We start from the raw sequence: 22,565 nt of genomic DNA on the forward strand, positions 1-22,565 counted from the left end.
ATTAAGAGGCATTTATTAATTGCTTGGGTTTATTTTGTAACAAGGCATGGCTATTGTCTACCGGACGGATCATGCCGGTGTGATCCATCAGGTTCATGCGTTGTAGCCACTGCTCAAATTCCGGTGCTGGCTTCAGGTTGAGCGTTTTGCGCAAATAGAGGGCGTCGTGAAAGGAGGTGGTCTGATAATTGAGCATGATGTCATCCGCCCCTGGAATGCCCATGATGAAGGTAATGCCAGCCACAGACAGCAAGGTCATCAAGGTGTCCATGTCGTCTTGATCTGCCTCGGCATGGTTGGTGTAGCAGACATCACACCCCAGCGGCAGGCCCAGCAACTTACCGCAGAAATGGTCTTCCAATCCGGCACGGATAATTTGTTTGCCATCGTACAGGTATTCAGGCCCGATAAAGCCCACCACCGTATTAGTGAGTAAGGGCGAAAAATGGCGGGCGACGGCATAGGCACGTGCCTCACAGGTTTGCTGGTCCATGCCAAAATTGGCGTTGGCTGAGAGTGCCGAGCCCTGGCCGGTTTCAAAATACATGACGTTTTGGCCTACCGTGCCGCGTTGTAGCGATAAGGCTGCAGAATAAGCTTCATCCAGAATGGAAAGATTAATACCAAACGTTTTATTGGCTTGTTCGGTGCCGGCAATCGACTGAAACACCAAATCAATCGGCGCGCCTTTTTCAATCAGTTGAATCTGGTTGGTGACATGGGTCAGGATGCACGACTGGGTGGGAATCTCATATTGGTTAATGACTTCATCGACCAGGTAATATAAGTTCATCAAGCCAGGAATGCTATCGGTGGCCGGGTTGATGCCGATCACGGCATCCCCCGAGCCATACAATAATCCGTCTAGTAGAGAAGCGGCAATGCCGCGGGCATCGTCGGTCGGGTGGTTGGGCTGCAAACGCACAGACAGACGGCCCGGCAGGCCGATGGTATTACGAAATGCGGTTGTCACTTGGCATTTTTTGGCCACCAGGATCAAGTCCTGATTGCGCATCAGCTTGCTGACCGCAGCCGCCATTTCCGGCGTGATACCTTTGGCCACGCGTGTCAGTGTGGCGGTATCTGTGGTATCCAGCAACAGCCAGTCTCGAAAGTCGCCTACGGTGAGATGGCTGATTTCACTAAATGCCTGCGCATCATGCGTATCAATGATTAAGCGCGTCACCTCGTCTTGTTCGTAAGGCAGCAGCAACTCTTCTAAAAAGCGTTTGAGCGGCACACTGGCAAGGCACATCCTGGCGGCCATGCGCTCAACATAAGTCTCAGCAGCCACGCCTGCGAGAAAGTCGCCGGAGCGCGGCGGTGAGGCCTTCGCCATCACTTCTTTCAAGTCTTTGAATGGGTACTGATGTACGCCAACGCGATAACTGTAAGCCATCTTTTTCTCACTCTCCAATGAATCAACAGGATACCGTTTGCGTACCCTGCATGGGTTGCCTGCGGTTAACGGTCAGTCGCGGTGTCGCGTTGCCTTTTTGTCAGGCTGAAGTAAATATAGCCCACTGCCATCAGTACGGCAAACACCAGCGCCAATGCCTGATTGTAGTAGATCATGGTCAGCAAACTGATCACGGCAAGGCTTAAGGCAATTGCCGGAAACAGCGGATAACCCATGGTTCGGAACGGGCGTTCAAGCTTAGGCTCATTTTTTCTCAGCGCAAAAAAGCTCAGCATCGAAACGATATACATGACAATGGCCCCGAATACTGCCATCGTGATCAGGTTTGCCGTGAGCGTCATGCCATTAAATTGTAAGTCATCGCTCAAAATAGCCGCCAGGCCGACCACTGCCCCTGCAATCAAGGCGCGATGAGGTGTTTTAAAACGCGCATGCGTGGCTTCAAAGTATTTCGGCATAAATCCGGCGCGTGCCAGGGCAAAAATCTGCCGCGAGCAACCAAGCAAAATTCCATGAAAAGAGGCAATCAATCCTAGCAAGCCAATCCAAACCAGCATATGTAACCAGCCACTGTTCTCGCCCACCACCACTTTCATTGCCTGTGGAATAGGATCGTTAACATTAGCCAGGGTTCTCCAGTCGCCCACGCCGCCTGCATATAACATCACGCCGATGGCCAGAAACACCAGCGTCAGAATCCCGGCAATATAAGCTTTGGGGATCGTTCTTCTCGGATCTTTGGCTTCTTCTGCCGCCATGGCCACGCCTTCAATGGCGAGAAAAAACCAAATGGCGAATGGAATCGCCGCCACCATGCCAGGAATCGCTGCGCTACTGAAAACGTCATTACCTGCCCAGCCATGTGCGACAAAGTTTGACATCGAGAAACCGGGGGCGACTACGCCCATAAACACCAATAACTCAATAATCGCGAGCAGGGTGACCAGCAGTTCAAAGGTGGCAGCGATATGCACCCCAATAATATTCAAACTGACAAAGACAATATAAGCCCCCACGGCAAAAAGCTTGGGGTCTATGCCTGGATATTGCACATTCAGATAGGCGCCAATCGCCATCGCAATGGCTGGTGGTGCGAACAAAAACTCAATCAAGGTGGCATACCCGGCCATATAAGCCGTCTTAGGACCAAACGCCCGTCTGGCGTAAGCAAACGGCCCACCAGCATGTGGAATAGAAGTAGTTAGTTCGGTAAAACTGAAAATAAAGGTGGTGTACATCAGCGCGATAAAGAGCGTGGTCACCAAAAAACCCAAGGTTCCCGCTTTATCCCAGCCATAACTCCAGCCAAAATATTCGCCAGAAATCACCAGCCCGACGGCCAGTCCCCACAAATGCCAACCATTCAGCGTTGGCTTTAACGATAAGCTCATGACAGCTTCCCTTAGCAGTTAAGAATCATGGCTGTATCATGCGAGTTTCACGGGATTTCAACTATCCCATTTTCGCAATGATGGGCTGCGCCCAGCATAGATTACCTAACAAACCATCGATTGCCTAAGGTGAGCCTTGAATCGTTCAGGCTTGGGCAATGGCAACGGAGTAAGCCAGATCAGAGAGTCTGCTTCATCACAGACTCGCTGTTAAAAGAATAAATGCTGAGTTTCACGCAAGATTAGCGTTTAGTGAATGATCCCTTTAGGACGTGTGCTGTTGCCATTTCATGGTTTATGACCCGCCAACTTTCATGAGTATCAGCCCAGAAATGATTAAGGTTGCCGCAAGCAATCGCAATGCGGTGATGGGTTCAGAGAGCACCGTGATGCCAACGATAAATGCACCAACGCCACCAATCCCCGTCCAAACAGTGTAAGCCGTGCCCATGGGGATGGTGCGCATCGCTGAAGACAGCAACCAAAAGCTTCCTATGACGGTAAGCAGCGTCATGAGTGATGGTAGCAGTTTAGAAAAACCATCCGACTCTTTGATCGCGTAAGCGAAGATGATTTCCAGAATGCCAGCGGCGAAAAGTTGTAACCAAGCCATAAACTGTCCTAAAGTGAAGCCAAGCCGTCCTGTGAAAACGCAATGGTGGGGGCGCCGCCACTACGCATGATTACTGCAAATACATTGCCAAGGCGATTGAGTACCCAGGGGTGAGCCTGGGTACTTTTTCTAATCTTGAATACAGTGTCTGGGGCTTTTTCAGAATGATCTGCTCAAAGCGAAAACCATTCGGCTGTCATTCAAGTTCTTTACCTCTAAAGACCCATCGCTGTTTGTGCTGCCGTTAAAGCTCGAACCGCCGTAGCCTCCCCAATAGCCATTATTGCTGGCACCTACCCAATACGCACTAGCCGACCATCCCTCTGAGGTCCCGATCTTGAAGGCTTTGCTTACCCCTACTTTCCAATCGGTATAGTCTGGATTGCGTTTGTAAGTGCCTGGCGTGCCATTCGCATTAGGAAAACCATCGGGTTCAAGCTTTGCGGATACATTCATGTGCCCCAAATGCGCAATGAGCGTCAAGTCCCACCACGGCAAAGGGTAGGCGGCATTCAATTCAAGATATACCGATCCTTTCGTACTGCTATCCCATCCGGTCGCTTTTTCTGCGCCAAACCAATTGGTCAGCGTATAAGAAGCTTTGGTACTGATCCAGTCGTAGGATAAACCGAAGTTAATCTCAGAGGTGGTAAACCGGTCGCCAGAGGGTTTGCCTTGGTCTGTGGTCAATGCCTTGTACTTTCTCCAGCTGCCACCTGGGTAAAAGTAATTGTAAACTCCTACGCTATATCCCAATTTTTCAATCGCAGGCATGCTGCCATTAAACCCTGCGTAGGCATCTATTTCAGTGTTCGCATCGACATAGGTATTGGGGGTCACCCCTGATCCCCAAACCCCTGCATAGAATCCGCTGGCGTGAGAAATATCAATCCCGCCTTGAACAGTCGGTTTATGCCAGCTTTGAGAAATGCCGCGTGAATAATAGTCTGTCACAAAACTGATATTGCTGGTGGCTGTCCATGCAGATTCTTGAACCTCCGCTGCAAAGCTTGGTGCAGAAGAGAGGGCGATTAGCCCCGCAAGAAATAAGTTGGATTGATGCATTTTTTAGATCCTCTCGTTAAAAAATAGTCATTTTTGGGCGCAACTTCCCTATCAAAAGCAAAAAATTTTTGAATTTATCCGGGAAATTGCAGCGGGCCGCTAGCAGGCCCGGCAAAGTTATTGGTGTTGCAAGTAATCTCGCCATCCAGAAAACTGAGAGATTTCATCTGCAGTTTCCAGGGCGTAATCCTCACAAATAAAGCCGGTGACCCAAGAGCCATCTATCAGTTCAACCTTGCCCAGTCCTAATGGCGCCGGAATATCATTTAGAAAGGCGCCTAGCTCTTGGGTGGGGATTTCCCAGATTTCCACCTCAAATGACCGGCCACCGGTTACAACTCTTCTTAAGCCTGGTCGTTTTGGCGGGGAGCCCGCCAAGGCATAAAACTGGTAAGCAGGGGAGGTCTGTGTTTTCTTGAGCAATTGCCCGCCTTTGTCTTTTAATTGCCAATTCAAGGGCAAACCGTCTAAATGTGCGCCACACACCAGCAGCTGTGAGCGATCATTTTTTGCCAGTGTTGTCGGGGGCGCGGCCGTGAATTCGAATTGACCAATCAGCGGTAGTTTTGAGATGCGCTGAAAACTGTCCGCAATACTTAAAAGATACTGGTCACAGAATGCCCGCCCAAAAAAAGTCACCCCGGAAGGCAGGCCATTCCGCATGAATCCAGCCGGAACCGCTACCGCTGCATAGTCGAGCAGATTCATGAAGTTGGTGTAAGTCCCCAAATCAGAGTTACGTTTCACAGGCTCTGCCGCTAGCTCGGCCAAGGTGACCGGGCGCGGATAGGTTGGCGTGATAATGAAATCCAGGTTGGCAAGAATGGCATCCGTCTTGACTTTTAGCGCTTGTAATTTGTATTGCGCTCTAAACGCTTGCACCGCCGTGGCAGTCGGTGCTTTCTGCAACACATCTCTAATCACAGGCAGCACCGCTTCTGGATTGCTCTCAATCAACTCGCCAACGACGCTGTATCTCTCAGCGACCCAAGGGCCTTCGTAAAGAAGCTTCGCCGCCTCCAGAAAGGCACTGAAGTCTATTTCAATGGCAATGCCTCCCATGTTTTCAAGAGTAGAGACTGAACGCTCAAACAGGGCCTGACTTTCAGCGCAACCTAGGAACTCTAATTGTTTAGGGACGCCAAACTTAAATCCGCTGGCGGGGGTGCCAAACGATCTGCCCGTGTTCCAGCCTACATTGGCACGACTGTACTCGTCTTCTGGGTCCTTGCGCGCAGTGAGTGCGAGCAGCTTGCTTGCTTCCAATGCGGTCGCGGTAAAAAAGGTCGTGCAATCCAGCGTGCGACAAGCGGGCACCACGCCAGCCGTTGAAATTAAGCCCTTGGTGGCTTTTAATCCAATCAGGTTATTGAGCGCTGCCGGAACACGCCCGCTGCCTGCGGTATCCGTGCCTAGTGCAAACGATGCCAGTCCCAACGCCACTGCCAGTGCGGAGCCTGCACTGGAACCGCCACTTGGGTATTCAGCAAGGACGCTATTGCGGCAGAGTCCATAGGGGGAGCGGGTACCGTTCAGGCCAGTCGCGAACTGATCAAGATTCGTTTTACCGATGGGGATCGCGCCTAGTGCGATCAACTGCGCAACAATGGTGGCATTTTTTGCCGGGGTGTAACTAAACGCAGGACATGCCGCCGTGGTCGGGACACCGGCCAGGTCGATGTTATCCTTGACCGCAAACGGGACGCCATACAACGGTAAGCTTTCCGGCCCGGTTGCCTCTAGATTTGCCAGATAAGGCGCTAATTCTTCTTCGGTCAGAATGTGAATGAAGAGCTTGTATTCTGGATTTAACTGGAGCGCTCTTTCGCGCAATGCTTGAATGAGTTCACGGGGTGAGAACGCATGGTTGGCATACGCATTTTTAAGGGCATCCAATTGCAGGTTATATGGGTGTTTCATTTCAATGTCCTTTAAGCTTCGTTAATCACGACCACACACTGCCCGGCTTTGACTGGTGAGCCAGGGGAGACGCGTATCTCTGCCACGACACCATCGACAGGTGCTTGGATTTCAATTTCCATTTTCATGGATTCAAGAATGACTAAAGATTCGCCAGCGGTCACTTGTTGCCCAATCTGCACAACGACTTGCCATAAATTGCCGGCAATATGACTTTCCACGCCAATCTGCCCCTCGGCTAAGGTGGATTCTTCCGTGTCACTGGCTAAATTTTCATCTATTTCAAAATGGGCCTGGCCAGTGTCAATCCAGCGCTGACGCTCTGCATCGAATGCGGTTTGTTGATGGGTCCTGAAGGCTTGAATTGATGTCGCCTCTGTTGCCAAGAAGGACTGATATTGCGAAAGGTTAAGGCTGGTCTCTTCTATCTTTAATGGATAGCGACCGAGTGGAAAATCGCGCCGGATGACGAGTAATTCTTCGGCCGACACCGGGTAAAAGCGAATCTGGTCAAAGAAGTTCAGTAACCATGGCTTTCCTTCAAACGCAGCTACCTGTTTATAGCGACTCCACATTTGCAGGGTGCGGCCCACAAACTGGTAACCCCCTGGGCCCTCCATACCGTAAACGCACATGTAAGCGCCGCCAATGCCGACGGAGTTCTCGGCCGTCCAGGTTCTGGCAGGGTTGTATTTGGTAGTGACTAATCTGTGCCGTGGATCCAAGGGGGTGGCGACTGGCGCGCCAAGGTAAACATCCCCCAGGCCCATGACCAGGTAACTGGCGTCAAAAACGATTTCCTGCACTTTTTGAATATCCGGCAATTCATTAATGCGGCGGATGAACTCCAGGTTACTTGGGCACCAAGGCGCATCTTTACGCACGGTGGTCATATATTTTTCGATCGCCAATTGGCACGCAGGGTCGTCCCAGGACAATGGCAAATGCACTACCCTGGATGGCACGGTAATGTCTTGCGTTGAACTGACCTTGCCCCAAATTTCCTGGATCAACGCCAATAATGTTTTTAATGGTAGCTGTTCAGGCTGGTAATGCACTTGCAAGGAGCGTATGCCAGGGGTGAGGTCAATAATGCCTGCAGGATTACTTTGTTCGATGGCTTGCATCAATGCATGCGCTTTGAATCGTAAGACAAGGTCCAGCTCAGGCGCGCCGATCTCAATCAACAAGTGCGTATCGCCAGATAGTCTTGCGACGAGCTTGGACGCCTTTTCCCCAATTTCCAGCACGATGGGCGACTGCAGTTCTGCCGCCTGCCAGGATGCAGTGATTGGACTCGGGCCTGCGATTTGTTGCTGTTGTTCTTTAAACGCCTGTCTGGCGGTGGCGATGGTCACCGGGATAAAGCGAACTTTGTCTCCTGCCTTGAGTTGTCCCAGGTGCCATAAATCTGCTTCAATCATCGTCACCGGGCAGACAAAGCCGCCCAGGCTGGGTCCATCAGGCCCGAGAATCACCGGCATGTCACCGGTGAAATCAACCGCACCAATCGCATAAGGATTGTCGTGAATATTGGATGGGTGTAAACCCGCTTCACCGCCGCTCTCTCTGACCCACTCAGGTTTAGGTCCAATCAGGCGAACACCGGTCCTGCTGGAGTTGAAATGCACTTCCCAATCTGTGTTTAAAAACTGATCAATGTAGCGCTGGGTGAAATATTCCGGGGCGCCATGCGGGCCATAAATGACTCGGATCTGTCTGGTCTCAGCAAGGGGGGGGTAGAGGTCTGGCGGTAATGCGATGCCCGCAGCAGCATCCTCTAATGCTGGCAGGTGGATGACATCCCCGGCTCTTAAAGCGCGCCCGGCATGTCCGCCAAATTGGCCTAACGTAAACGTACTTTTACTGCCCAAATATTCAGGAATCTCCAGGCCGCCCCTGAAAAGCAGATAGCTGCGGGCGCCTGTTTCGGCAATCTTGCCTAAGCTTAACGTTGACCCTCGCTTGATGTGGAGAGAGACATTGTGTGGCACCTGCTCGCCATCTACTTTTACCGGGATGGTTGCACCCGTAATGGCGACAACGGCATCCGTATTGAAGCGTAAGGTTGGGCCACTCATGGTGATTTCCAATCCGGCGGCACGTTCTTCGTTCCCCAGCAAACGATTCCCCAAACGGAAAGCCAGGCTATCCATTGGGCCTGAGGGCGGAACACCGACGGCCCAATATCCCTGGCGACCAGGGTAATCCTGAATGGTGGTTTGCGTGCCCGGAACAAGGACTTCAAACGTGTGAGATTGATAGGCTAAACCCTCAAGGCAGCGCGTCCAGGGATGACCTTCTGAAAATGGCTGGTCGGATAATATTTGTCTGAGGTAGTCACGGTTGGTCTCTACGCCGTATAGCACGGTCTCTGCGAGCGCGTCATCCAGACGCTGTCTGGCTTCTTCCCTGGTGGCTGACCAGCTAATCACTTTTGCAATCATAGGGTCAAAATAGGGCGGCACTTCGCAGCCTGCCTCAACCCATGTGTCTACACGCAATGCTTTTCCATCCGCGTGTGGAAACGCTACATTGGTTAACAAACCAGGGCTGGGTTGAAAGTCTTTCCCTGGATCTTCCGCATACAGGCGTGCTTGTATTGAATGGCCTTGGGGGTACAGTGTTTGGCGAATGTCTGACAAAGGCGGTAAATCGCCAGCCGCCAATTCAATCATCCAGCGCACCAGATCAACGCCCCATACTTGCTCGGTAACACCGTGCTCTACCTGTAAGCGGGTATTCACTTCGAGGAAATAAAATTGCTCGGCAAGGCTGTCATATACAAATTCTACGGTGCCCGCGCTGCGGTAATTGACCGCTTTGGCTAATTTAATCGCCGCTTCACATAGCGCCTGCGCCATGCCGTCTGGCAAGTTGGGCGCCGGGGTTTCTTCTAATACTTTTTGGTTTCTGCGCTGCACTGAGCAATCACGCACCCCCAAAGCAATGACCTCGCCTTTGCCATCCCCAAACACCTGCACCTCTAAATGTCTGGCGCGTTCGATGTATTTTTCAATAAACACGCCAGAGTCACTAAAGTTGTTCTGTCCCAAGCGCCTCACGGCTTCAAATGCTTCGACAAGGTCGCGTTCGTTCCAGCACACGCGCATGCCTATGCCACCCCCCCCTGCGGTACTTTTCAGCATGACAGGGTAACCTACCTGCTTGGCTGCAGCGGTCGCCTCGTGCACGCTCTCCAACAACTCAGTGCCCTCCAGCATGGGCACCTGATGGGCTTTTGCAATAGCCCTTGCCGTGTGCTTAAGCCCGAAAACGCGTAATTGTTCCGGGGTAGGGCCAATAAAGGCAATGCCCGCTTGTTCACAAGCTTCTGCGAACGCTGCATTCTCAGATAAAAAACCATACCCAGGATGAATGGCAGTCGCGCCGGTGGTTTTTGCGATTTCAAGTATCCGCGCCACATTGAGATACGTATTTGCAGCGGGGCCTTCACCTAAGCTAATCGCTTCGTCGGCCTGCTGAATATGTAAACTGGCAATGTCAGATTCTGAATAAACCGCCACCCCTTTCACGTTCAGGGCTTTTAGGGTGCGGAGGATGCGGCAAGCAATCGCCCCTCGATTTGCAATCAGTAGTTTATTGAACATACAAATGATCTTCTGAGGGCGGGTCGTCCCGCATATACGAAACCACGCTGAGGTCGTCCACAGCGGGATCCACTGGCTAGGTGAGTATTTGGATAGCCGTTAAGTGACTGACTAAATCATGTCTATTTAGAGAAGTCTGCTCTTGCTGACATGCCTTGATACAAGGCATCAAGCACTTTTCGAAAGACGCGTATCATCTTCTTTTTGAATGTTAGTTCCATACAAACACCTCCGCTTGGGTTGGGTTCCATCCATTACATGGGTTGTTCAGTTGTGGGCAATTCGAGATCAACACAATTAAATCCTGGTGCGCTTTTAATTCCACATATTTGCCTGGCGCTGAAATGCCATCTGCAAAGGTCAAGCCGCCCTCCGGAGTGACCGGAACGTTCATGAAGAAGTTAATGTTTGCGCCAATGTCCCGCTTGTTCAGTCTGCCATCATGCAAACATGCGCACATGAAATTGTCTCTGCAACTATGCATGTAGCGCTTGTCGAGTGAATAACGTACGGTATTACTTTCCTGAGCGCATGCGCCTCCCAGCGTGTCGTGGCGACCGCAGGTATCTGCCACAATCGTGGCTAATGGATTGCCCAGGTTTGAGTACAGCGTGGTACCGGTCGTCAGGTAAACCTTGTTCTGATTACGCATGGTCCGTTGCGCGTCATAACGCTCTCTTGGATTGCCCGCGCTATAAAAAAGGGTATCCACGGCCTGGTTACCTTCAGTGTCTAACAGCCTGAATGTCTGTCCTGCTTTGACTTCAAACAAATAAGGTTCGCCTGCCGGAATGACATGGTGAAAAAAGGCTTTTTCAGCAACTAATGGGCTTGAGATGATGTTCATATTGATTCTTTCCTCACAGGTAGAAGCGTTCAGTGTTATGGAAAGCACGACCGTTTTCCGGCCGTGACTGTCGACACACTTCACTGATACTTTCACTCTCTGCGTTGCGCCATGACAGTTGCACGGGGCGGGGGTGATACTCAGGATTGGGATCCAATGGATGTTGAATGGCGGTCAGAATCACCAAGGTGTCCATTGGGGTATACAACTCCACGTAATCACCTGCACAAGAATGGTTGGGCTCAAAGAACAGGGATCCCTCGTCATCCACGGTCACTTTGCTAAAAAAGTTGACGACCATGAGCAAGTCTTGAAGATCAAGGTTCCATTTACCCATCTCAACCAAAAGATTATCCGTGCCATTACGATAGAAATTATTTCTGAGTTCCTGATAGCGGCCAACGCCATATTTCGCTAGGACTTCTTGAGCGTTTAACACCCCGCCCAAACTGTCATGCCAACCGCATGTATCCTCTGTGATGGCGGCGAGTACTCTCCCCATGTCCGAGTAAAAGCAATGTCCTTTTGTGAGCTTGGCCGTGTGTTGCGCTTTTAAGGTGTCTGGTAAGTTCAGCCGCTCGCTGTGTTGATGTGCATTCAACATCATGAGGCTGACATTGGCGTGACCTTCGACGTCTGTCATGCGCAAAACCTGGTCTTTTTTCAGGATGAAGGAGGTGTGACCTCCGCCTGGAACAAGCTCCTCAAAGAGGATGCTAGATGTATTTGTATCGTTGTTCATCGGTAAACCTTTTAATTCGTTTGATTAAGCACATGGGTGGGCAAGGTCGCCACTTGCGCTTGTTGCTGGCGTCTGTCCTGATTGAGCTTGATGTCGTAGGTGATGCGCGCACCGTAGGCTTTGGGTGCATGTGGATCGACTCTGACCTTATCAAATACCATCAATCGGGTGCCCAAATGAAAGCCCTCAGACAAGTCATGGGTGACCATGAAGACTGTCAATTTTGTTTCTTTGCATAGCTCTAACATGAGTGCATGCATATCTTTGCGAATGCCAGGATCCAGCGCGCCAAAGGGTTCATCCAGCAACAGGATGCGCGGTTGAGCGATCAATGCCTGTGCGATGGCGAGGCGTTGCTGCATGCCGCCAGATAGCGCAGACGGGTATTGATACAAATGGTGATCCAGCCCGACACGGCTGAGAATTTGCGTAGCCTTGCGTCTTGCTTCTTTCTTTTTAGCACCCCACAGGCGCCCCCAAAAAGACGATGCTGAAAACTCCATGCCTATGACCACATTCTCCAGAACCGTCAGGTGCGGGAACACCGAGTACTTTTGGAATACCACCCCACGGGAGGGGTCTGGCTCTGCCGGGAGTTTTTGCCCATCCAAAAGAATCTCACCTTTGGTTGGGGTTTCCTGGCCCAGCAGCATGCGCAGAAATGTGGATTTTCCGCAGCCGGAAGCGCCTACCAGCGTGCAAAATTCACCTTCCTCAACCTTCAGATTCAGGCCTTCTAAAACCACATGGTCTCCGTAGCTTCGCCACACATTCTTAAATTCTATAAAACTCATGCGTCCGCTCCTTCCGCCCAAGGAAAGCAGACTTGATGCAGTTTTTTGAGGGCATAATCTGTCAGCCAAGCCAGCAAGGTGATCCACAAAACATAGGGTAAGATCACATCCATCGCGAGATATCTACGCACGAGAAAGATGCGATATCCCAGGCCTTCTGTCGAGGAGATGGCTTCCGCGGAAATCAGAAACAACCAGGCTGAACCCATCAGTAAGCGCAGGGACGTGATCAGTCTAGCCAGCAACTGCGGCAGTACCACCCGTATCATTAACGTCCATGAGTTAGCGCCTAAGGTCTGCGCTTTAATGATGATTTCCTTGGGCAACTCTCTTGCCCGTTGTTCCAGGTCGCGCGCCAGCATGGGCGTGAGTCCGATCACAATCAGCATGATCTTAGAGAGCTCATCCAGGCCAAACACGATAAACAGGATGGGAAGAATCGCCAGCGGCGGCACCATGGAGATGATCGCGACCAAAGGGGAAAGGGATGCCCGTAACAACGGGATCGACCCTAATAAAATACCGAGCGTCAACCCAAGCGATGCAACCATGGCTAAGCTGATCCCTAGTCGCTTCAAACTGGACAAGGTGTCGTCCAGCATCAGAAAGGTCCCCGTGGACGGGTCTTCTGTAAAGGCCATCAGTTTCAGGGCTTCCCACATTTGAGAAACACTAGGCAGGAGCTTATCCTCTGGATTTTCAACCAGGCGAAGATGTGAGTTCACCAAATACACCACAACGATCAAGATCATTGGGATTGCGGCAAGCATCCATCTTGTTCCCCGGCTGGGGTGTTGATTAATTAATCTCATGATTGACCTGTTTAGAGCTTGCCATCCACAGCCATTTGCAGATAGGTGTCAGTGAATCTGAGTTTGATATTTTTGCTGTTACCGGTGACAACGCCGTTGGGATATTCAATGCCAATGGCGTTTGCGGATTTTGCTGCTGGCCCCAGCAATCCATTCTCGAAAGAAAAACTAGAGACCTTTTGCATCACCGTTGGCAGTTTTGCGTCCTTGACAAAAGCCAGTGAGGCGGCAGGTTCATAAAACAGGGCGGTGGTGGAAATTTGCTGCATGTATGAATCCAGAGTTGTGCCAGAGTGCTTGGCCATGTATTGCAACGCCTCTTTATCTTTTGCTTTCATGAGCGCCATCACTTCAAACCATGCACCCGTTAAAGCTTTCCCTAGCGATGGGTTTTTTCGTAAAGTGTCTGTATTGACGACCATCAAGTCGATGATTTCGCCAGGAATCTGGCTGGAGGTGAATGCCTTTGAAGTATTTGGCAGCGCGGCCAACTCAGAGAGTTGAGGGTTCCAAGTTGCCATGGCTTTGACAGACGGCGTGCTAAAGGCGGCGACAACATCTGCATCTGAGACATTGACTAACTTCAAGTCCTTCTGGGTGAGTCCGGCCTGTTCCAGAGCCCTTGCCAGTAAATAATGCGATACAGAATATTGAACCAAGTGTACGCTTTGCCCCTTGAGGTCCTTGATCTGTTTATTCGCGCCCTTAATGACAATGCCATCGTTACCATTTGAATAGTCGCCGACAATTAATGCGGTGGAGTCAACGCCACCCGCCGCTGGCACAACCAATGCATCCAGATTGGCCATACTGCAACCATCAAATTGCCCCGCGGTGTATTGATTAATGGATTCAGCATAATCGTTCAACTGCGTGACTTTAATCGTGATGCCGTATTTCTTTGCCCATTTGGCGACGATGCCTTTAGCTTGCGCATAATCCCATGGCATCCATCCAGCATAAATGGTCCAGCAAATATTGAATTGTTTTTTTGAGTCAGCAGCGAATGCAGTGGTATTAAACAGAGAAAAGCAAAGCAGCGTCAGTGCGAGTGTAAAGCGTCGAACTAGCATAGGAGAACTCCAAGTAAATTATTCGGCAAGGGAGCAGCTAACATTCAAAATGTTGCTATCTCCCGGGCTTTTATCCCGCCGTGTAACCTCTTGGAGGTCGTCAGCTCTCGGACCAGCACTCACTCACGTAAGCCGGAACCCTAGCCAACCATTAGGTAATGCAGCGTTCATACCTGCTGCCCCACATGACTAAAGTAGCAACTAATATGCCAGTCGGTAAGCTATTGTTTTAAATGGAATTCCTATAAAAGTGATCACTATTTATGCACTTTGATAGTGCGTTAAGCCCAAGTTTGGGCGTGATTAAAGTCGCGTAATACGATAAAAAAGTAATCATTCATCTTTAAATGAAATAGAAAATACTTTCAGAGAGTCTGCCTAATCTCACAAAGGCATGCTTACTAAGCGTCTCTATTCCAACTGATCAACCAGGAAAAAATAAAGCCCCAGAAGGTCCGGGGCTTTAACGCAGATGTTTGGTATCACCAAACAACGCTTTAGTAATACAGGTTAATGTTTGCGGCTTTTAGAAGCCGCCATCGACTCTGCGAATTAAGCAAAGTTTTTCGCTGCGAATTCCCAGTTAACCAAGTGATTCAGGAAGGTTTCCACAAATTTTGGACGGGCATTGCGGTGGTCGATGTAATAAGCGTGTTCCCATACGTCGATGGTCAGCAACGCTTTGTCGCCAGTGGTCAATGGGGTGCCAGCTGCGCCCATGTTGACGATGTCTACAGAGCCGTCGGCTTTTTTCACTAACCAGGTCCAGCCAGAACCGAAGTTGCCAACCGCAGAAGTCTGGAAGGCTTTTTTGAATTCTTCATAAGAACCCCATTTGGCGTTGATCGCTGCCGCCAATGCGCCTGAGGGCTCACCACCACCGTTTGGAGACAGGCAGTTCCAGAAGAAGGTGTGGTTCCAGATTTGGGCAGAGTTGTTGTAGATGCCACCAGAAGATTTTTTGACGATCTCTTCCAGGCTGGCGTTTTCAAACTCGGTGCCTTTGATCAGGTTGTTGAGGTTAGTCACGTAGGCTTGATGGTGTTTGCCATAGTGGTAGTCAAACGTCTCTTCAGACATATGGGGCGCCAGTGCATTTTTGGCAAACGGCAATGGTGGTAAGGTGTGTTCCATGGATTTTCCTTTATTGCTAGGTTGTTTTCATGCGGTTACTTCAAGGCATGTAAGAAATGACGTGACCGTCAGTTTATCTGGCAAATTGTTTACCAATTTACTAAGGTTATTTTGCCATATTTTATGAGACTTAAAAACCGTGGTTTTGGTTTAGATTATTTTTATATGATTGAGTTGATCAGGCTTGCAGAAGTTGGGCAAGGTATCTAGTAGTGCTGACAAATAACAGTATGCTGGCAGTAATTTTTAAGATGTTCTAGAGTTTTTTTGCTTAAAATCAATCGCTTATCAATATTTTATGGCTATAATTTCTCTGCATTGGTTGTCATCAGTTATTTAACCCACACCGTTAATTTATCTACATAAGATGCCGTTAAATAACAAGATGGGGATGGCTCAAGTGCTGTTTCATATTAAAAAATACATAGGTGAATACGCGCGATGACTGATGGACCGGGGTTGCCATTTAATGAGGGTGAGAGGCTCAAGCTATTGGGCGAGCTCTGCCTGCTGGACTCGCCAGCAGATAACATTCTGGATTCCATCACCAAGGTATGCGCAACTGTTTTCAAGGTGCCAATAGCCTTGGTCTCATTGATTGATGAACATCGGCAGTGGTTTAAATCCAAATACGGACTTGCCGTTTCTGAAACACCGAGGGACCAGGCTTTTTGTGCCTATGCCATTCATGAACAGGAACCGATGGTGGTCTTGAACGCGCTGGAAGATCCCCGCTTTTTTGACAATCCGCTGGTTACTTCGGCGCCGAATATCCGCTTTTATGCAGGCGCCCCGATTGTGATTGATGGCGGTAAGTGTATTGGTACGCTGTGTATTATTGACAGCGTCCCGCGACCGGCATTCAACCCTGAAGAGATACAACTGCTGGTTGATATTTGCGCCATCGTGAAGGAACGCCTCAAGTTGCTTTCCACAGTGGGCTATTTTGATGCATTAACGCAGTTGCCTAACCGCGCGCGTTTTATTGATGACATTGAGGCATTCTTACATGATCCCATCCATTCCCAACCATTGCTCGGCTTGGCAATTGATGTGTGTGGTGAGGAGTATTACTGCAGCGTGGTCAAAGCGCTGGGCTGGGAATATGCCGAGTTAATGCTGATTGCTGCCAAAGAAAAACTCAAACACATATTAAGTGCTTACACCCTTTACCGTATTTCTAGCACTTTGTTTGCCGTGAATATGGAGGCGGGCAAGACGGCGATGGTCGTCCAGGAGCTGATCACGACTTTTGCCAACACGGTAGAGCATCAGGGGATTCCTTATCGGTTTGATATCACTATTTCTACGGTGTCGCCTGACCAATGCCAGGATTCTAAAGAGGTGGTCAGGGCACTGATTACCTCTGTGGATCTGGCACGCCAGCGCAATATTGAGTTTTTGCCTTATGAAAGGTCACTTGAAAATTCGACTAGGCAAGCATTCAATATCATGATGGCGATCCCTAACGCGCTGATTTCGCAGACGGAGTTAACTCTGCACTATCAGCCCAAAGTAGATCTCGTAACGGGCGCTGTGGTTGGGGTAGAGGCATTGATACGATGGCAGCACCCTGAAATGGGAAACATTGCGCCCAACGTGTTTATTCCCCTGGCCGAAAAAACCGCCTTAATGCGCCGCATCACCCATTGGGTCATGGATAAAGGTCTGCGTCAGGCCGCTGAGTGGCAGGCTTTGGGGCATACGTTTTCGCTGGCATTGAACGTGTCGGCCGTGGACCTCGATTCAGACCAGTTTCTTTTCCGCTTAAAAGCGCTGATAGAGACCTACAATGTAAACCCCGGGGGCATCGAGATCGAGTTTACCGAAAGTGCGTTGATGACGAACCCGATGACCACCTTGCAACGCCTGCAGGTATTGCGCGATATGGGTGTCAGCTTGTCTATTGATGATTTTGGAACAGGCTATAATAATTTATACTTTTTCAAAATGCTGCCGGCAACAGCGTTGAAAATTGATCAATCATTCATCCATGATTTACAGCATGACCCGAAAAACCTCATTATCGTGAAGTCATTGATTGCTATGGCCCAGGCATTCGGCTTCAGGGTCGTTGCAGAAGGGATAGAGTCTGAAGAGGTTTGCAGCACGCTGAAGGCATTAGGGTGCGATGACGGGCAGGGCTATTGGATTGCGAGACCGATGCCACTCGCGCAATTTGAAACGTGGTTGCATAGTAGAGAGGGTCATGTTAGAGCCTGATTTTCCTGATACAGAAGCTGGGCGTGTGCAGGCAGTTTGTGGTTTGCGTATTCTAGATACACTGCCTGAGGACCGTTTTGACCGCATCACGCGTCTCGCTGCCAATTTTTTCTCTGTTCCGACGGCGGCTTTCACTATTGTCGATGTCAACAGGCAGTGGTTCAAGTCACGTTATGGTCTCGAGATGTCAGAAACTCCACGCCGGATTTCCTTTTGTGGGCATGTCATCAACATGCAAGACACGTTGGTCGTGAAGGATGCATTGACTGATGCCCGCTTCTATGACAACCCGCTGGTGACAGCTGGCCCCAAAATTAGATTTTATGCGGGACATCCTGTTTATAGTGCTGATGGTTTTGCCATTGGTAGTTTGTGTTTGATTGATACCGAGCCCAGGTTTTTCAGTCAGATGTCAGGAGTCTGGTAGATTTTGCTAAGTTGCTTGAAATCGAACTACAAAACCGTAGCATGGAACTGGCCGCAGTGTCGCAATCCAAAGTGCTGGATAGCACCGTGCAAAAACTGGTCAAGCACATTGATAATTCCCCACTGGCCGTGTTGGAGTGGGACAGGTTTCTACGGGTATCAAAATGGTCCCGTCAAGCGGAGGATATTTTTGGCTGGCATGCAGATGAAGTGATAGGCAAGACTTTACTTGAATGGCAGTTCATACATGAGGACGATGTCGCACGCGTGACTTCTTCATTGGATGCCATGATTCAGTCCAAAGAGCCTAGCGTCATTATCCATAATAAAAACTATAAGAAAGATGGCAGTGTTGCCGATTGCTTTTGGTACAACTCCATACTCTTTGACGAAAACGGCGAGATATTATCGGTATTGTCACTGGTGCAGGATGAGACCGCGAGGGTCACAGCAGAAAGCCAATTGCTACAGGCCAACCAGGTGCTAGAGCTTCGCGTCAAACAGAGAACGGCTGAGCTTGAACAAAAGCAGGCGATGTTAAATGTGATTCTTGATACAATCAATGTCGGCATTGTCGCCGCAGATGCCAGTGGAAAATTGACGCTGTTTAACCGGGCCACCAAAAAGCTCCATGGTATTGATAATCTCAATGTGTCACAAGATGAGTGGGCAAAGTATTACAAACTTCTGGAGCTGGATGGGAGCAAGGTGCTGAATACCAGTGATGTTCCCTTGTCTCGCGCATTGCGTGGTGAGCTGGTGGATCATCAGCAGTTTGTGATTGAGTCGGTGAATGGTTTGCAGCGAATCATCAGTGCCAGTGGGCAGTCTTTTAGTGATAGCCACGGCAATCCGCTGGGGGCCGTTGTCGCCATGCACGACATCACTGACGAAAAGAAAATTGAGCTTGAACTTATTGCAAAGCAAGCTTTGCCACGTTCAATTACTGATTCTATTCCCGTCGGCGTGGCCTATGTCGACAAACATCAGCGCTATCAATATTGTAATCCGCAATATCACCGTATTTATAACCGTGATATCACTGCCATTGTTGGCAACACCAAGCGCGAAGTTTTTGGGGAGGCAATATACAAGACGCTAGAGTCTTTTATACAGGCCGCCCTGATGGGGGAAATGGTCGCCATTGAACGGCAGCAAACTATCAATGACCATGTGATTTATCTTGATGTGCGGTTTATTCCGGATAAATCTGTGACTGGCGAAGTCATCGGCTTTTATGTCATGGTATGGGATGTCACTGATCAGAAAAGGCGGGAGATGGAGTTCCAGCGCCAAGCATCGATAGACCCTTTAACCGGTGTGTATAACAAGAGTTTTATCACAGAATTGCTCAAGCAGGAAATCAAAAAACAACAGGAGACACGCAAGAATATCGCCATCATGTTCTTGGACATTGATTACTTTAAGAAAATTAATGATCAATATGGTCATTTGATTGGTGATGAGGTAATCAAGTTTTTTGCTGCGCAAGTGCGGGCCAGTATCCGAAAAATAGACTATATTGGCAGATTCGGCGGGGATGAGTTTTTGCTGGTGATTTCCGACATCAATTCGTTGGCTTCGGCAGAGAGAATTGCCGGTAAAATTCTTGCCTCAGTGGCTACTCCATTTAAAGTCGGTGCCTTGACTTTGCAGTTATCCACCAGTGTCGGAATTGCCTTCAGTAAAAATAGCGCAAGCGGTAACCTGGTTAAACTGGCCGATGAAGCGCTGTATGAGGCGAAAGCGGCTGGCCGCGGAAATTTCAAGTCAAAAGAATTGAGCTAGGGTCTGAAAGGCTTGACAGCAACGTCCAGTTTCTAATACCTGTGTCCAGGTATTGCTACCTATTTGTGTCTTATTTTTTTCGCGCCCTGGGGTGTGCTGCATCGTAAATCTTGCTGAGGTGCTGAAAATCCAGATGGGTATACACCTGGGTGGTGCTGATATTGGCGTGCCCGAGCATTTCTTGGACGGCCCGTAAATCGCCACTACTTTGCAGCACATGACTGGCAAAACTGTGGCGCAGCATATGAGGGTGCACATGGCTATGCAGACCCTGTTTAATGGCCCAGTCACTGATCCGTTTTTGTACGCTGCGACCATTGAGGCGGCGGCCTTGCTGGCTAATGAATACCGCAGGTTGTTGCGGGTGCTTGAGTAGCCACATCGGCCGCTGGGCTAGCCAGTCTTTCAGCGCTGCAATCGCTTTGCTCCCCAGTGGGACCATCCGTGTTTTATTGCCTTTGCCGATGACAGTGACCACGCCTTCGTTTAAATCCAACCGGTCCAGATTGAGGCCTACCAGCTCGCTCAGTCGCAAGCCTGAGGAGTAGAAGAGTTCCAGCATGGCACGGTCGCGCATCACGATGGCGGTGTCGCCCTCAATTTCGACCAGTTTGATGGTTTGCTCGATGGATAACGCGTGTGGCAGCGTTTTGGCGGCTTTGGGTGCACGCAAGCCGACGACTGGATTGGACGGGAACTGGTGACGCAAGACCAGATAGCGGAAAAAGCCGCGCCAGCTGGACAGCATGCGTGCGATGCTGCGGCCACTCAGGCCTTGGCTATGCAGGGTGGCGATGCTTCGACGGATCTGTTGTGGGGTGATCGCTTGCAGCGTTTGTCCATGTTGGGACAGCAGTTGTTCGATGTCACGCTGGTAGTTGTTGCGCGTATGTTCGCTAAGGCCACGCTCAAAATGCAGAAAGTCGAGATACTCATCCAGCAATTCATGCATGCCAAAATCCCCGGTACTTTAAACAGGAGTGAGAAGCAGTCAGTGCGAGGTGCAAAGCACCAAGAAGCTCAAATGTACTCGCGTGTGGATAGTTATTGCCATGCCCATGCAACGCGTTCATCTTGGCGCCTTGCATGGTTGATTCACGCTGACAGTTGCCGCAAGAAGATCCCTCTTGGCGGAAACCTCAGCGGGGGCTTTCATACGATATAGCGCGCCAGCGATGCACTGACCAGTTCACCAATGCGGTTAAGGAACAAGGTGCCCATGCCGGCATAAAAGCGGCTGCGTTGTTCACTGGGAATGGCCATCAGGCCAAATGTCACGTCCTGGTAGCGCATCGGAATCACGGCCAGGGAGGCCGGTGTTTCATTAAACCAGCCAGCAATATCCATGGTGGGGAGTGTGCCACAGTAAGGCTGGCTGAGATCTTTAGCCCAGTTTTTCAGCGAGTCTTCTGCTGCAATAAACAAGCTGTCCGGTGCATGGCTGTCGTTGGCCCAGAGTTTAAGTTGCGTATTCGGTAACTGGAACTGGCTGGACAAAAACTCCACCAGATGTGCATGCAAGGCAGGCACGTCTTTGGCATAAAGCAACCCTAATGTCAGCTCGTGTACCTTGTTGGCGGTGGTTTCGTTTTCTTCAGCAGTCAGGATCAGCTCGGTAAATCTGGATTCCAGGACGCGGATTTTGTCACGTTGTGCAATTTGCTGGCGTTCTGCCAGTGAAATGGTGCCTTTGCCATGAGGGCTGGGCAGGAACAGCTCTGCCAGTAAGTGGGCATGACGCTCAAAGAAATCAGGGTGTGCTTTGAGGTAATGCTTGATGTCGTTTTCGTTGATGCTTTCTTCCATGATACTGCTGTTCTTTATCTTAAGTGCTTTGTTTTAAATTTCAATTTCGCCGTCAAAGACAATTTCTGCCGGCCCGGTCATCAAGACGGGCGACTCTCCGCCCGCCCATTGAATAGTGAGGATGCCACCACGGGTATGGACTTTGACCGGGCTTTGTAGCGTACCCAGTTGGATGCCGCTGACGGCTGCCGCGCAGGCCCCAGTTCCGCAAGCCAGCGTTTCACCACTGCCGCGTTCATAAACGCGCAAATTGATCTCATGCTCGTTCAGGACCTGCATAAAACCCGCATTCACGCGTTGCGGAAATTGAGGATGTGATTCTATTTGCGGGCCCAGTGTGGCGACTTCGGCCGTATGCACATTGTCTACCAGCATGACTGCATGCGGGTTGCCGATGGAAACTGCGCTGACTGTGATGGTTTCGCTCGCCAATGGCAACTCATAAGTGGTTGCTTGCTGCTCAGCCTCAAAAGGGATCTGCGCGGGTGTAAAACGAGGCGCGCCCATATTCACGGTAACTTGCCCATCTTCTTGTAGCTTGAGGGTGATCACGCCACTGGCGGTTTCGACCTTGATTTCGTGTTTGTTAGTCAATCCTTTGTCCACGACAAATCGGACAAAACATCTGGCGCCATTGCCACATTGCTCGACTTCACCACCATCTGCATTAAAAATGCGGTAACGGAAGTCTACCCCTGGCGTCGTTGTCGATTCGACCATCAATAACTGGTCACAACCGACCCCGAAATAGCGGTTGGCGATGTGCTGGATTTGGCTATGGGAAAGGTGGATGGGTGCGCGGGTCGCATCAATGACGACAAAGTCATTGCCGGCGCCCTGCATTTTGGTAAATCGTAATTTCATAGCTCAAGATAATACCTTATCGCGCCGTTGAAGGCA

General features: G+C 50.0%; 18 protein-coding genes and 1 riboswitch. Of the genes, 3 read left to right on the plus strand and 15 right to left on the minus strand.

Annotated elements, in window-relative coordinates:
- Position 1 precedes the first annotated feature (1 nt).
- From ACIDF8_RS00675 to ACIDF8_RS00730, 12 genes are all read right to left on the minus strand, one after another.
- Positions 2–1,399 carry an ethanolamine ammonia-lyase subunit EutB gene (locus tag ACIDF8_RS00675; RefSeq protein WP_412008731.1) on the minus strand — a complete coding sequence of 466 codons (1,398 nt, stop codon included), beginning with the start codon at positions 1,397–1,399 and terminating at the stop codon, positions 2–4.
- 65 nt (positions 1,400–1,464) lie between these two features.
- Positions 1,465–2,811 (minus strand): ethanolamine permease, encoded by a 1,347-nt coding sequence (eat, locus tag ACIDF8_RS00680; RefSeq protein WP_412008732.1) that lies wholly within the window; start codon positions 2,809–2,811, stop codon positions 1,465–1,467.
- 295 nt (positions 2,812–3,106) lie between these two features.
- Entirely contained in the window at positions 3,107–3,424 is a 318-nt protein-coding gene (locus tag ACIDF8_RS00685; RefSeq protein WP_412008733.1) for a DMT family transporter, read from the minus strand.
- Between the two features lie 159 nt (positions 3,425–3,583).
- Positions 3,584–4,489 (minus strand): TorF family putative porin, encoded by a 906-nt coding sequence (locus ACIDF8_RS00690; RefSeq protein ID WP_412008734.1) that lies wholly within the window; start codon positions 4,487–4,489, stop codon positions 3,584–3,586.
- 117 nt (positions 4,490–4,606) lie between these two features.
- Positions 4,607–6,409, minus strand: coding sequence for an allophanate hydrolase (gene atzF, locus ACIDF8_RS00695; protein WP_412008735.1), 1,803 nt, complete (start codon positions 6,407–6,409; stop codon positions 4,607–4,609).
- Between the two features lie 11 nt (positions 6,410–6,420).
- Positions 6,421–10,020 (minus strand): urea carboxylase, encoded by a 3,600-nt coding sequence (gene uca / locus ACIDF8_RS00700; RefSeq protein WP_412008736.1) that lies wholly within the window; start codon positions 10,018–10,020, stop codon positions 6,421–6,423.
- Between the two features lie 211 nt (positions 10,021–10,231).
- Positions 10,232–10,867 carry an urea amidolyase associated protein UAAP2 gene (locus tag ACIDF8_RS00705; RefSeq protein WP_412008737.1) on the minus strand — a complete coding sequence of 212 codons (636 nt, stop codon included), beginning with the start codon at positions 10,865–10,867 and terminating at the stop codon, positions 10,232–10,234.
- A 13-nt stretch (positions 10,868–10,880) separates the two neighbouring features.
- The gene (locus tag ACIDF8_RS00710) at positions 10,881–11,609 is read right to left on the minus strand and encodes an urea amidolyase associated protein UAAP1 (RefSeq protein WP_412008738.1); all 729 of its coding nucleotides are present in this window, start codon (positions 11,607–11,609) and stop codon (positions 10,881–10,883) included.
- Between the two features lie 11 nt (positions 11,610–11,620).
- A complete protein-coding gene (locus ACIDF8_RS00715; RefSeq protein ID WP_412008739.1) occupies positions 11,621–12,403 on the minus strand; it encodes an ABC transporter ATP-binding protein in 783 nt (260 codons plus the stop codon).
- On the minus strand, positions 12,400–13,215 hold the full coding sequence (locus tag ACIDF8_RS00720; RefSeq protein ID WP_412008740.1) for an ABC transporter permease: 816 nt from the start codon (positions 13,213–13,215) through the stop codon (positions 12,400–12,402). The genes ACIDF8_RS00715 and ACIDF8_RS00720 overlap by 4 nt, the downstream gene beginning before the upstream one ends.
- 11 nt (positions 13,216–13,226) lie before the next feature.
- Positions 13,227–14,288 carry a putative urea ABC transporter substrate-binding protein gene (locus ACIDF8_RS00725; RefSeq protein ID WP_412008741.1) on the minus strand — a complete coding sequence of 354 codons (1,062 nt, stop codon included), beginning with the start codon at positions 14,286–14,288 and terminating at the stop codon, positions 13,227–13,229.
- Between the two features lie 57 nt (positions 14,289–14,345).
- Positions 14,346–14,443: riboswitch (guanidine-I (ykkC/yxkD leader) on the minus strand.
- Between the two features lie 397 nt (positions 14,444–14,840).
- Positions 14,841–15,422, minus strand: coding sequence for a superoxide dismutase (locus ACIDF8_RS00730; protein ID WP_412008742.1), 582 nt, complete (start codon positions 15,420–15,422; stop codon positions 14,841–14,843).
- A gap of 441 nt (positions 15,423–15,863) precedes the next feature.
- On the opposite strand from ACIDF8_RS00730, the gene ACIDF8_RS00735 reads away from it, so the two are divergent.
- From ACIDF8_RS00735 to ACIDF8_RS00745, 3 genes are read left to right on the plus strand one after another with little or no spacing between them, the layout of a single operon-like run.
- Positions 15,864–17,645 carry an EAL domain-containing protein gene (locus ACIDF8_RS00735; RefSeq protein WP_412008743.1) on the plus strand — a complete coding sequence of 594 codons (1,782 nt, stop codon included), beginning with the start codon at positions 15,864–15,866 and terminating at the stop codon, positions 17,643–17,645.
- Positions 17,632–18,072 (plus strand): GAF domain-containing protein, encoded by a 441-nt coding sequence (locus ACIDF8_RS00740; RefSeq protein WP_412008744.1) that lies wholly within the window; start codon positions 17,632–17,634, stop codon positions 18,070–18,072. Before ACIDF8_RS00735 ends, ACIDF8_RS00740 begins: the two co-directional genes overlap by 14 nt.
- 11 nt (positions 18,073–18,083) lie before the next feature.
- On the plus strand, positions 18,084–19,859 hold the full coding sequence (locus ACIDF8_RS00745; protein ID WP_412008745.1) for a diguanylate cyclase: 1,776 nt from the start codon (positions 18,084–18,086) through the stop codon (positions 19,857–19,859).
- Between the two features lie 70 nt (positions 19,860–19,929).
- On the opposite strand, the gene xerC is transcribed toward ACIDF8_RS00745, so the two are convergent.
- The 3 genes from xerC to dapF all read right to left on the minus strand — a co-directional run bounded on the left by xerC (position 19,930) and on the right by dapF (position 22,529).
- Positions 19,930–20,811 (minus strand): tyrosine recombinase XerC, encoded by an 882-nt coding sequence (gene xerC, locus ACIDF8_RS00750; RefSeq protein ID WP_412008746.1) that lies wholly within the window; start codon positions 20,809–20,811, stop codon positions 19,930–19,932.
- Positions 20,812–21,011: 200 nt separating this feature from the next.
- On the minus strand, positions 21,012–21,665 hold the full coding sequence (locus tag ACIDF8_RS00755; RefSeq protein WP_412008747.1) for a DUF484 family protein: 654 nt from the start codon (positions 21,663–21,665) through the stop codon (positions 21,012–21,014).
- A 33-nt stretch (positions 21,666–21,698) separates the two neighbouring features.
- Positions 21,699–22,529: a diaminopimelate epimerase gene (gene dapF / locus ACIDF8_RS00760; protein ID WP_412008748.1), complete on the minus strand. Its 831-nt coding sequence runs from the start codon at positions 22,527–22,529 to the stop codon at positions 21,699–21,701.
- Positions 22,530–22,565 lie beyond the last annotated feature (36 nt).

Origin of the sequence: Methylophilus sp. 3sh_L (genome assembly GCF_046766015.1) — a bacterium.
In the GTDB taxonomy this organism is placed as follows: domain Bacteria; phylum Pseudomonadota; class Gammaproteobacteria; order Burkholderiales; family Methylophilaceae; genus Methylophilus.

What these genes read in the sequence shown, in the direction of transcription:
- ACIDF8_RS00685 (WP_412008733.1), bottom strand. Translation starts at nt 3,424, where the DNA reads ATGGCTTGGTTACAACTTTTCGCCGCTGGCATTCTGGAAATCATCTTC.
- ACIDF8_RS00725 (WP_412008741.1), bottom strand. Translation starts at nt 14,288, where the DNA reads ATGCTAGTTCGACGCTTTACACTCGCACTGACGCTGCTTTGCTTTTCT.
- ACIDF8_RS00690 (WP_412008734.1), bottom strand. Translation starts at nt 4,489, where the DNA reads ATGCATCAATCCAACTTATTTCTTGCGGGGCTAATCGCCCTCTCTTCT.
- ACIDF8_RS00755 (WP_412008747.1), bottom strand. Translation starts at nt 21,665, where the DNA reads ATGGAAGAAAGCATCAACGAAAACGACATCAAGCATTACCTCAAAGCA.
- atzF (WP_412008735.1), bottom strand. Translation starts at nt 6,409, where the DNA reads ATGAAACACCCATATAACCTGCAATTGGATGCCCTTAAAAATGCGTAT.
- ACIDF8_RS00705 (WP_412008737.1), bottom strand. Translation starts at nt 10,867, where the DNA reads ATGAACATCATCTCAAGCCCATTAGTTGCTGAAAAAGCCTTTTTTCAC.
- uca (WP_412008736.1), bottom strand. Translation starts at nt 10,020, where the DNA reads ATGTTCAATAAACTACTGATTGCAAATCGAGGGGCGATTGCTTGCCGC.
- dapF (WP_412008748.1), bottom strand. Translation starts at nt 22,529, where the DNA reads ATGAAATTACGATTTACCAAAATGCAGGGCGCCGGCAATGACTTTGTC.
- ACIDF8_RS00715 (WP_412008739.1), bottom strand. Translation starts at nt 12,403, where the DNA reads ATGAGTTTTATAGAATTTAAGAATGTGTGGCGAAGCTACGGAGACCAT.
- ACIDF8_RS00740 (WP_412008744.1), top strand. Translation starts at nt 17,632, where the DNA reads ATGTTAGAGCCTGATTTTCCTGATACAGAAGCTGGGCGTGTGCAGGCA.
- ACIDF8_RS00675 (WP_412008731.1), bottom strand. Translation starts at nt 1,399, where the DNA reads ATGGCTTACAGTTATCGCGTTGGCGTACATCAGTACCCATTCAAAGAC.
- xerC (WP_412008746.1), bottom strand. Translation starts at nt 20,811, where the DNA reads ATGCATGAATTGCTGGATGAGTATCTCGACTTTCTGCATTTTGAGCGT.
- ACIDF8_RS00720 (WP_412008740.1), bottom strand. Translation starts at nt 13,215, where the DNA reads ATGAGATTAATTAATCAACACCCCAGCCGGGGAACAAGATGGATGCTT.
- ACIDF8_RS00735 (WP_412008743.1), top strand. Translation starts at nt 15,864, where the DNA reads ATGACTGATGGACCGGGGTTGCCATTTAATGAGGGTGAGAGGCTCAAG.
- ACIDF8_RS00730 (WP_412008742.1), bottom strand. Translation starts at nt 15,422, where the DNA reads ATGGAACACACCTTACCACCATTGCCGTTTGCCAAAAATGCACTGGCG.
- ACIDF8_RS00710 (WP_412008738.1), bottom strand. Translation starts at nt 11,609, where the DNA reads ATGAACAACGATACAAATACATCTAGCATCCTCTTTGAGGAGCTTGTT.
- eat (WP_412008732.1), bottom strand. Translation starts at nt 2,811, where the DNA reads ATGAGCTTATCGTTAAAGCCAACGCTGAATGGTTGGCATTTGTGGGGA.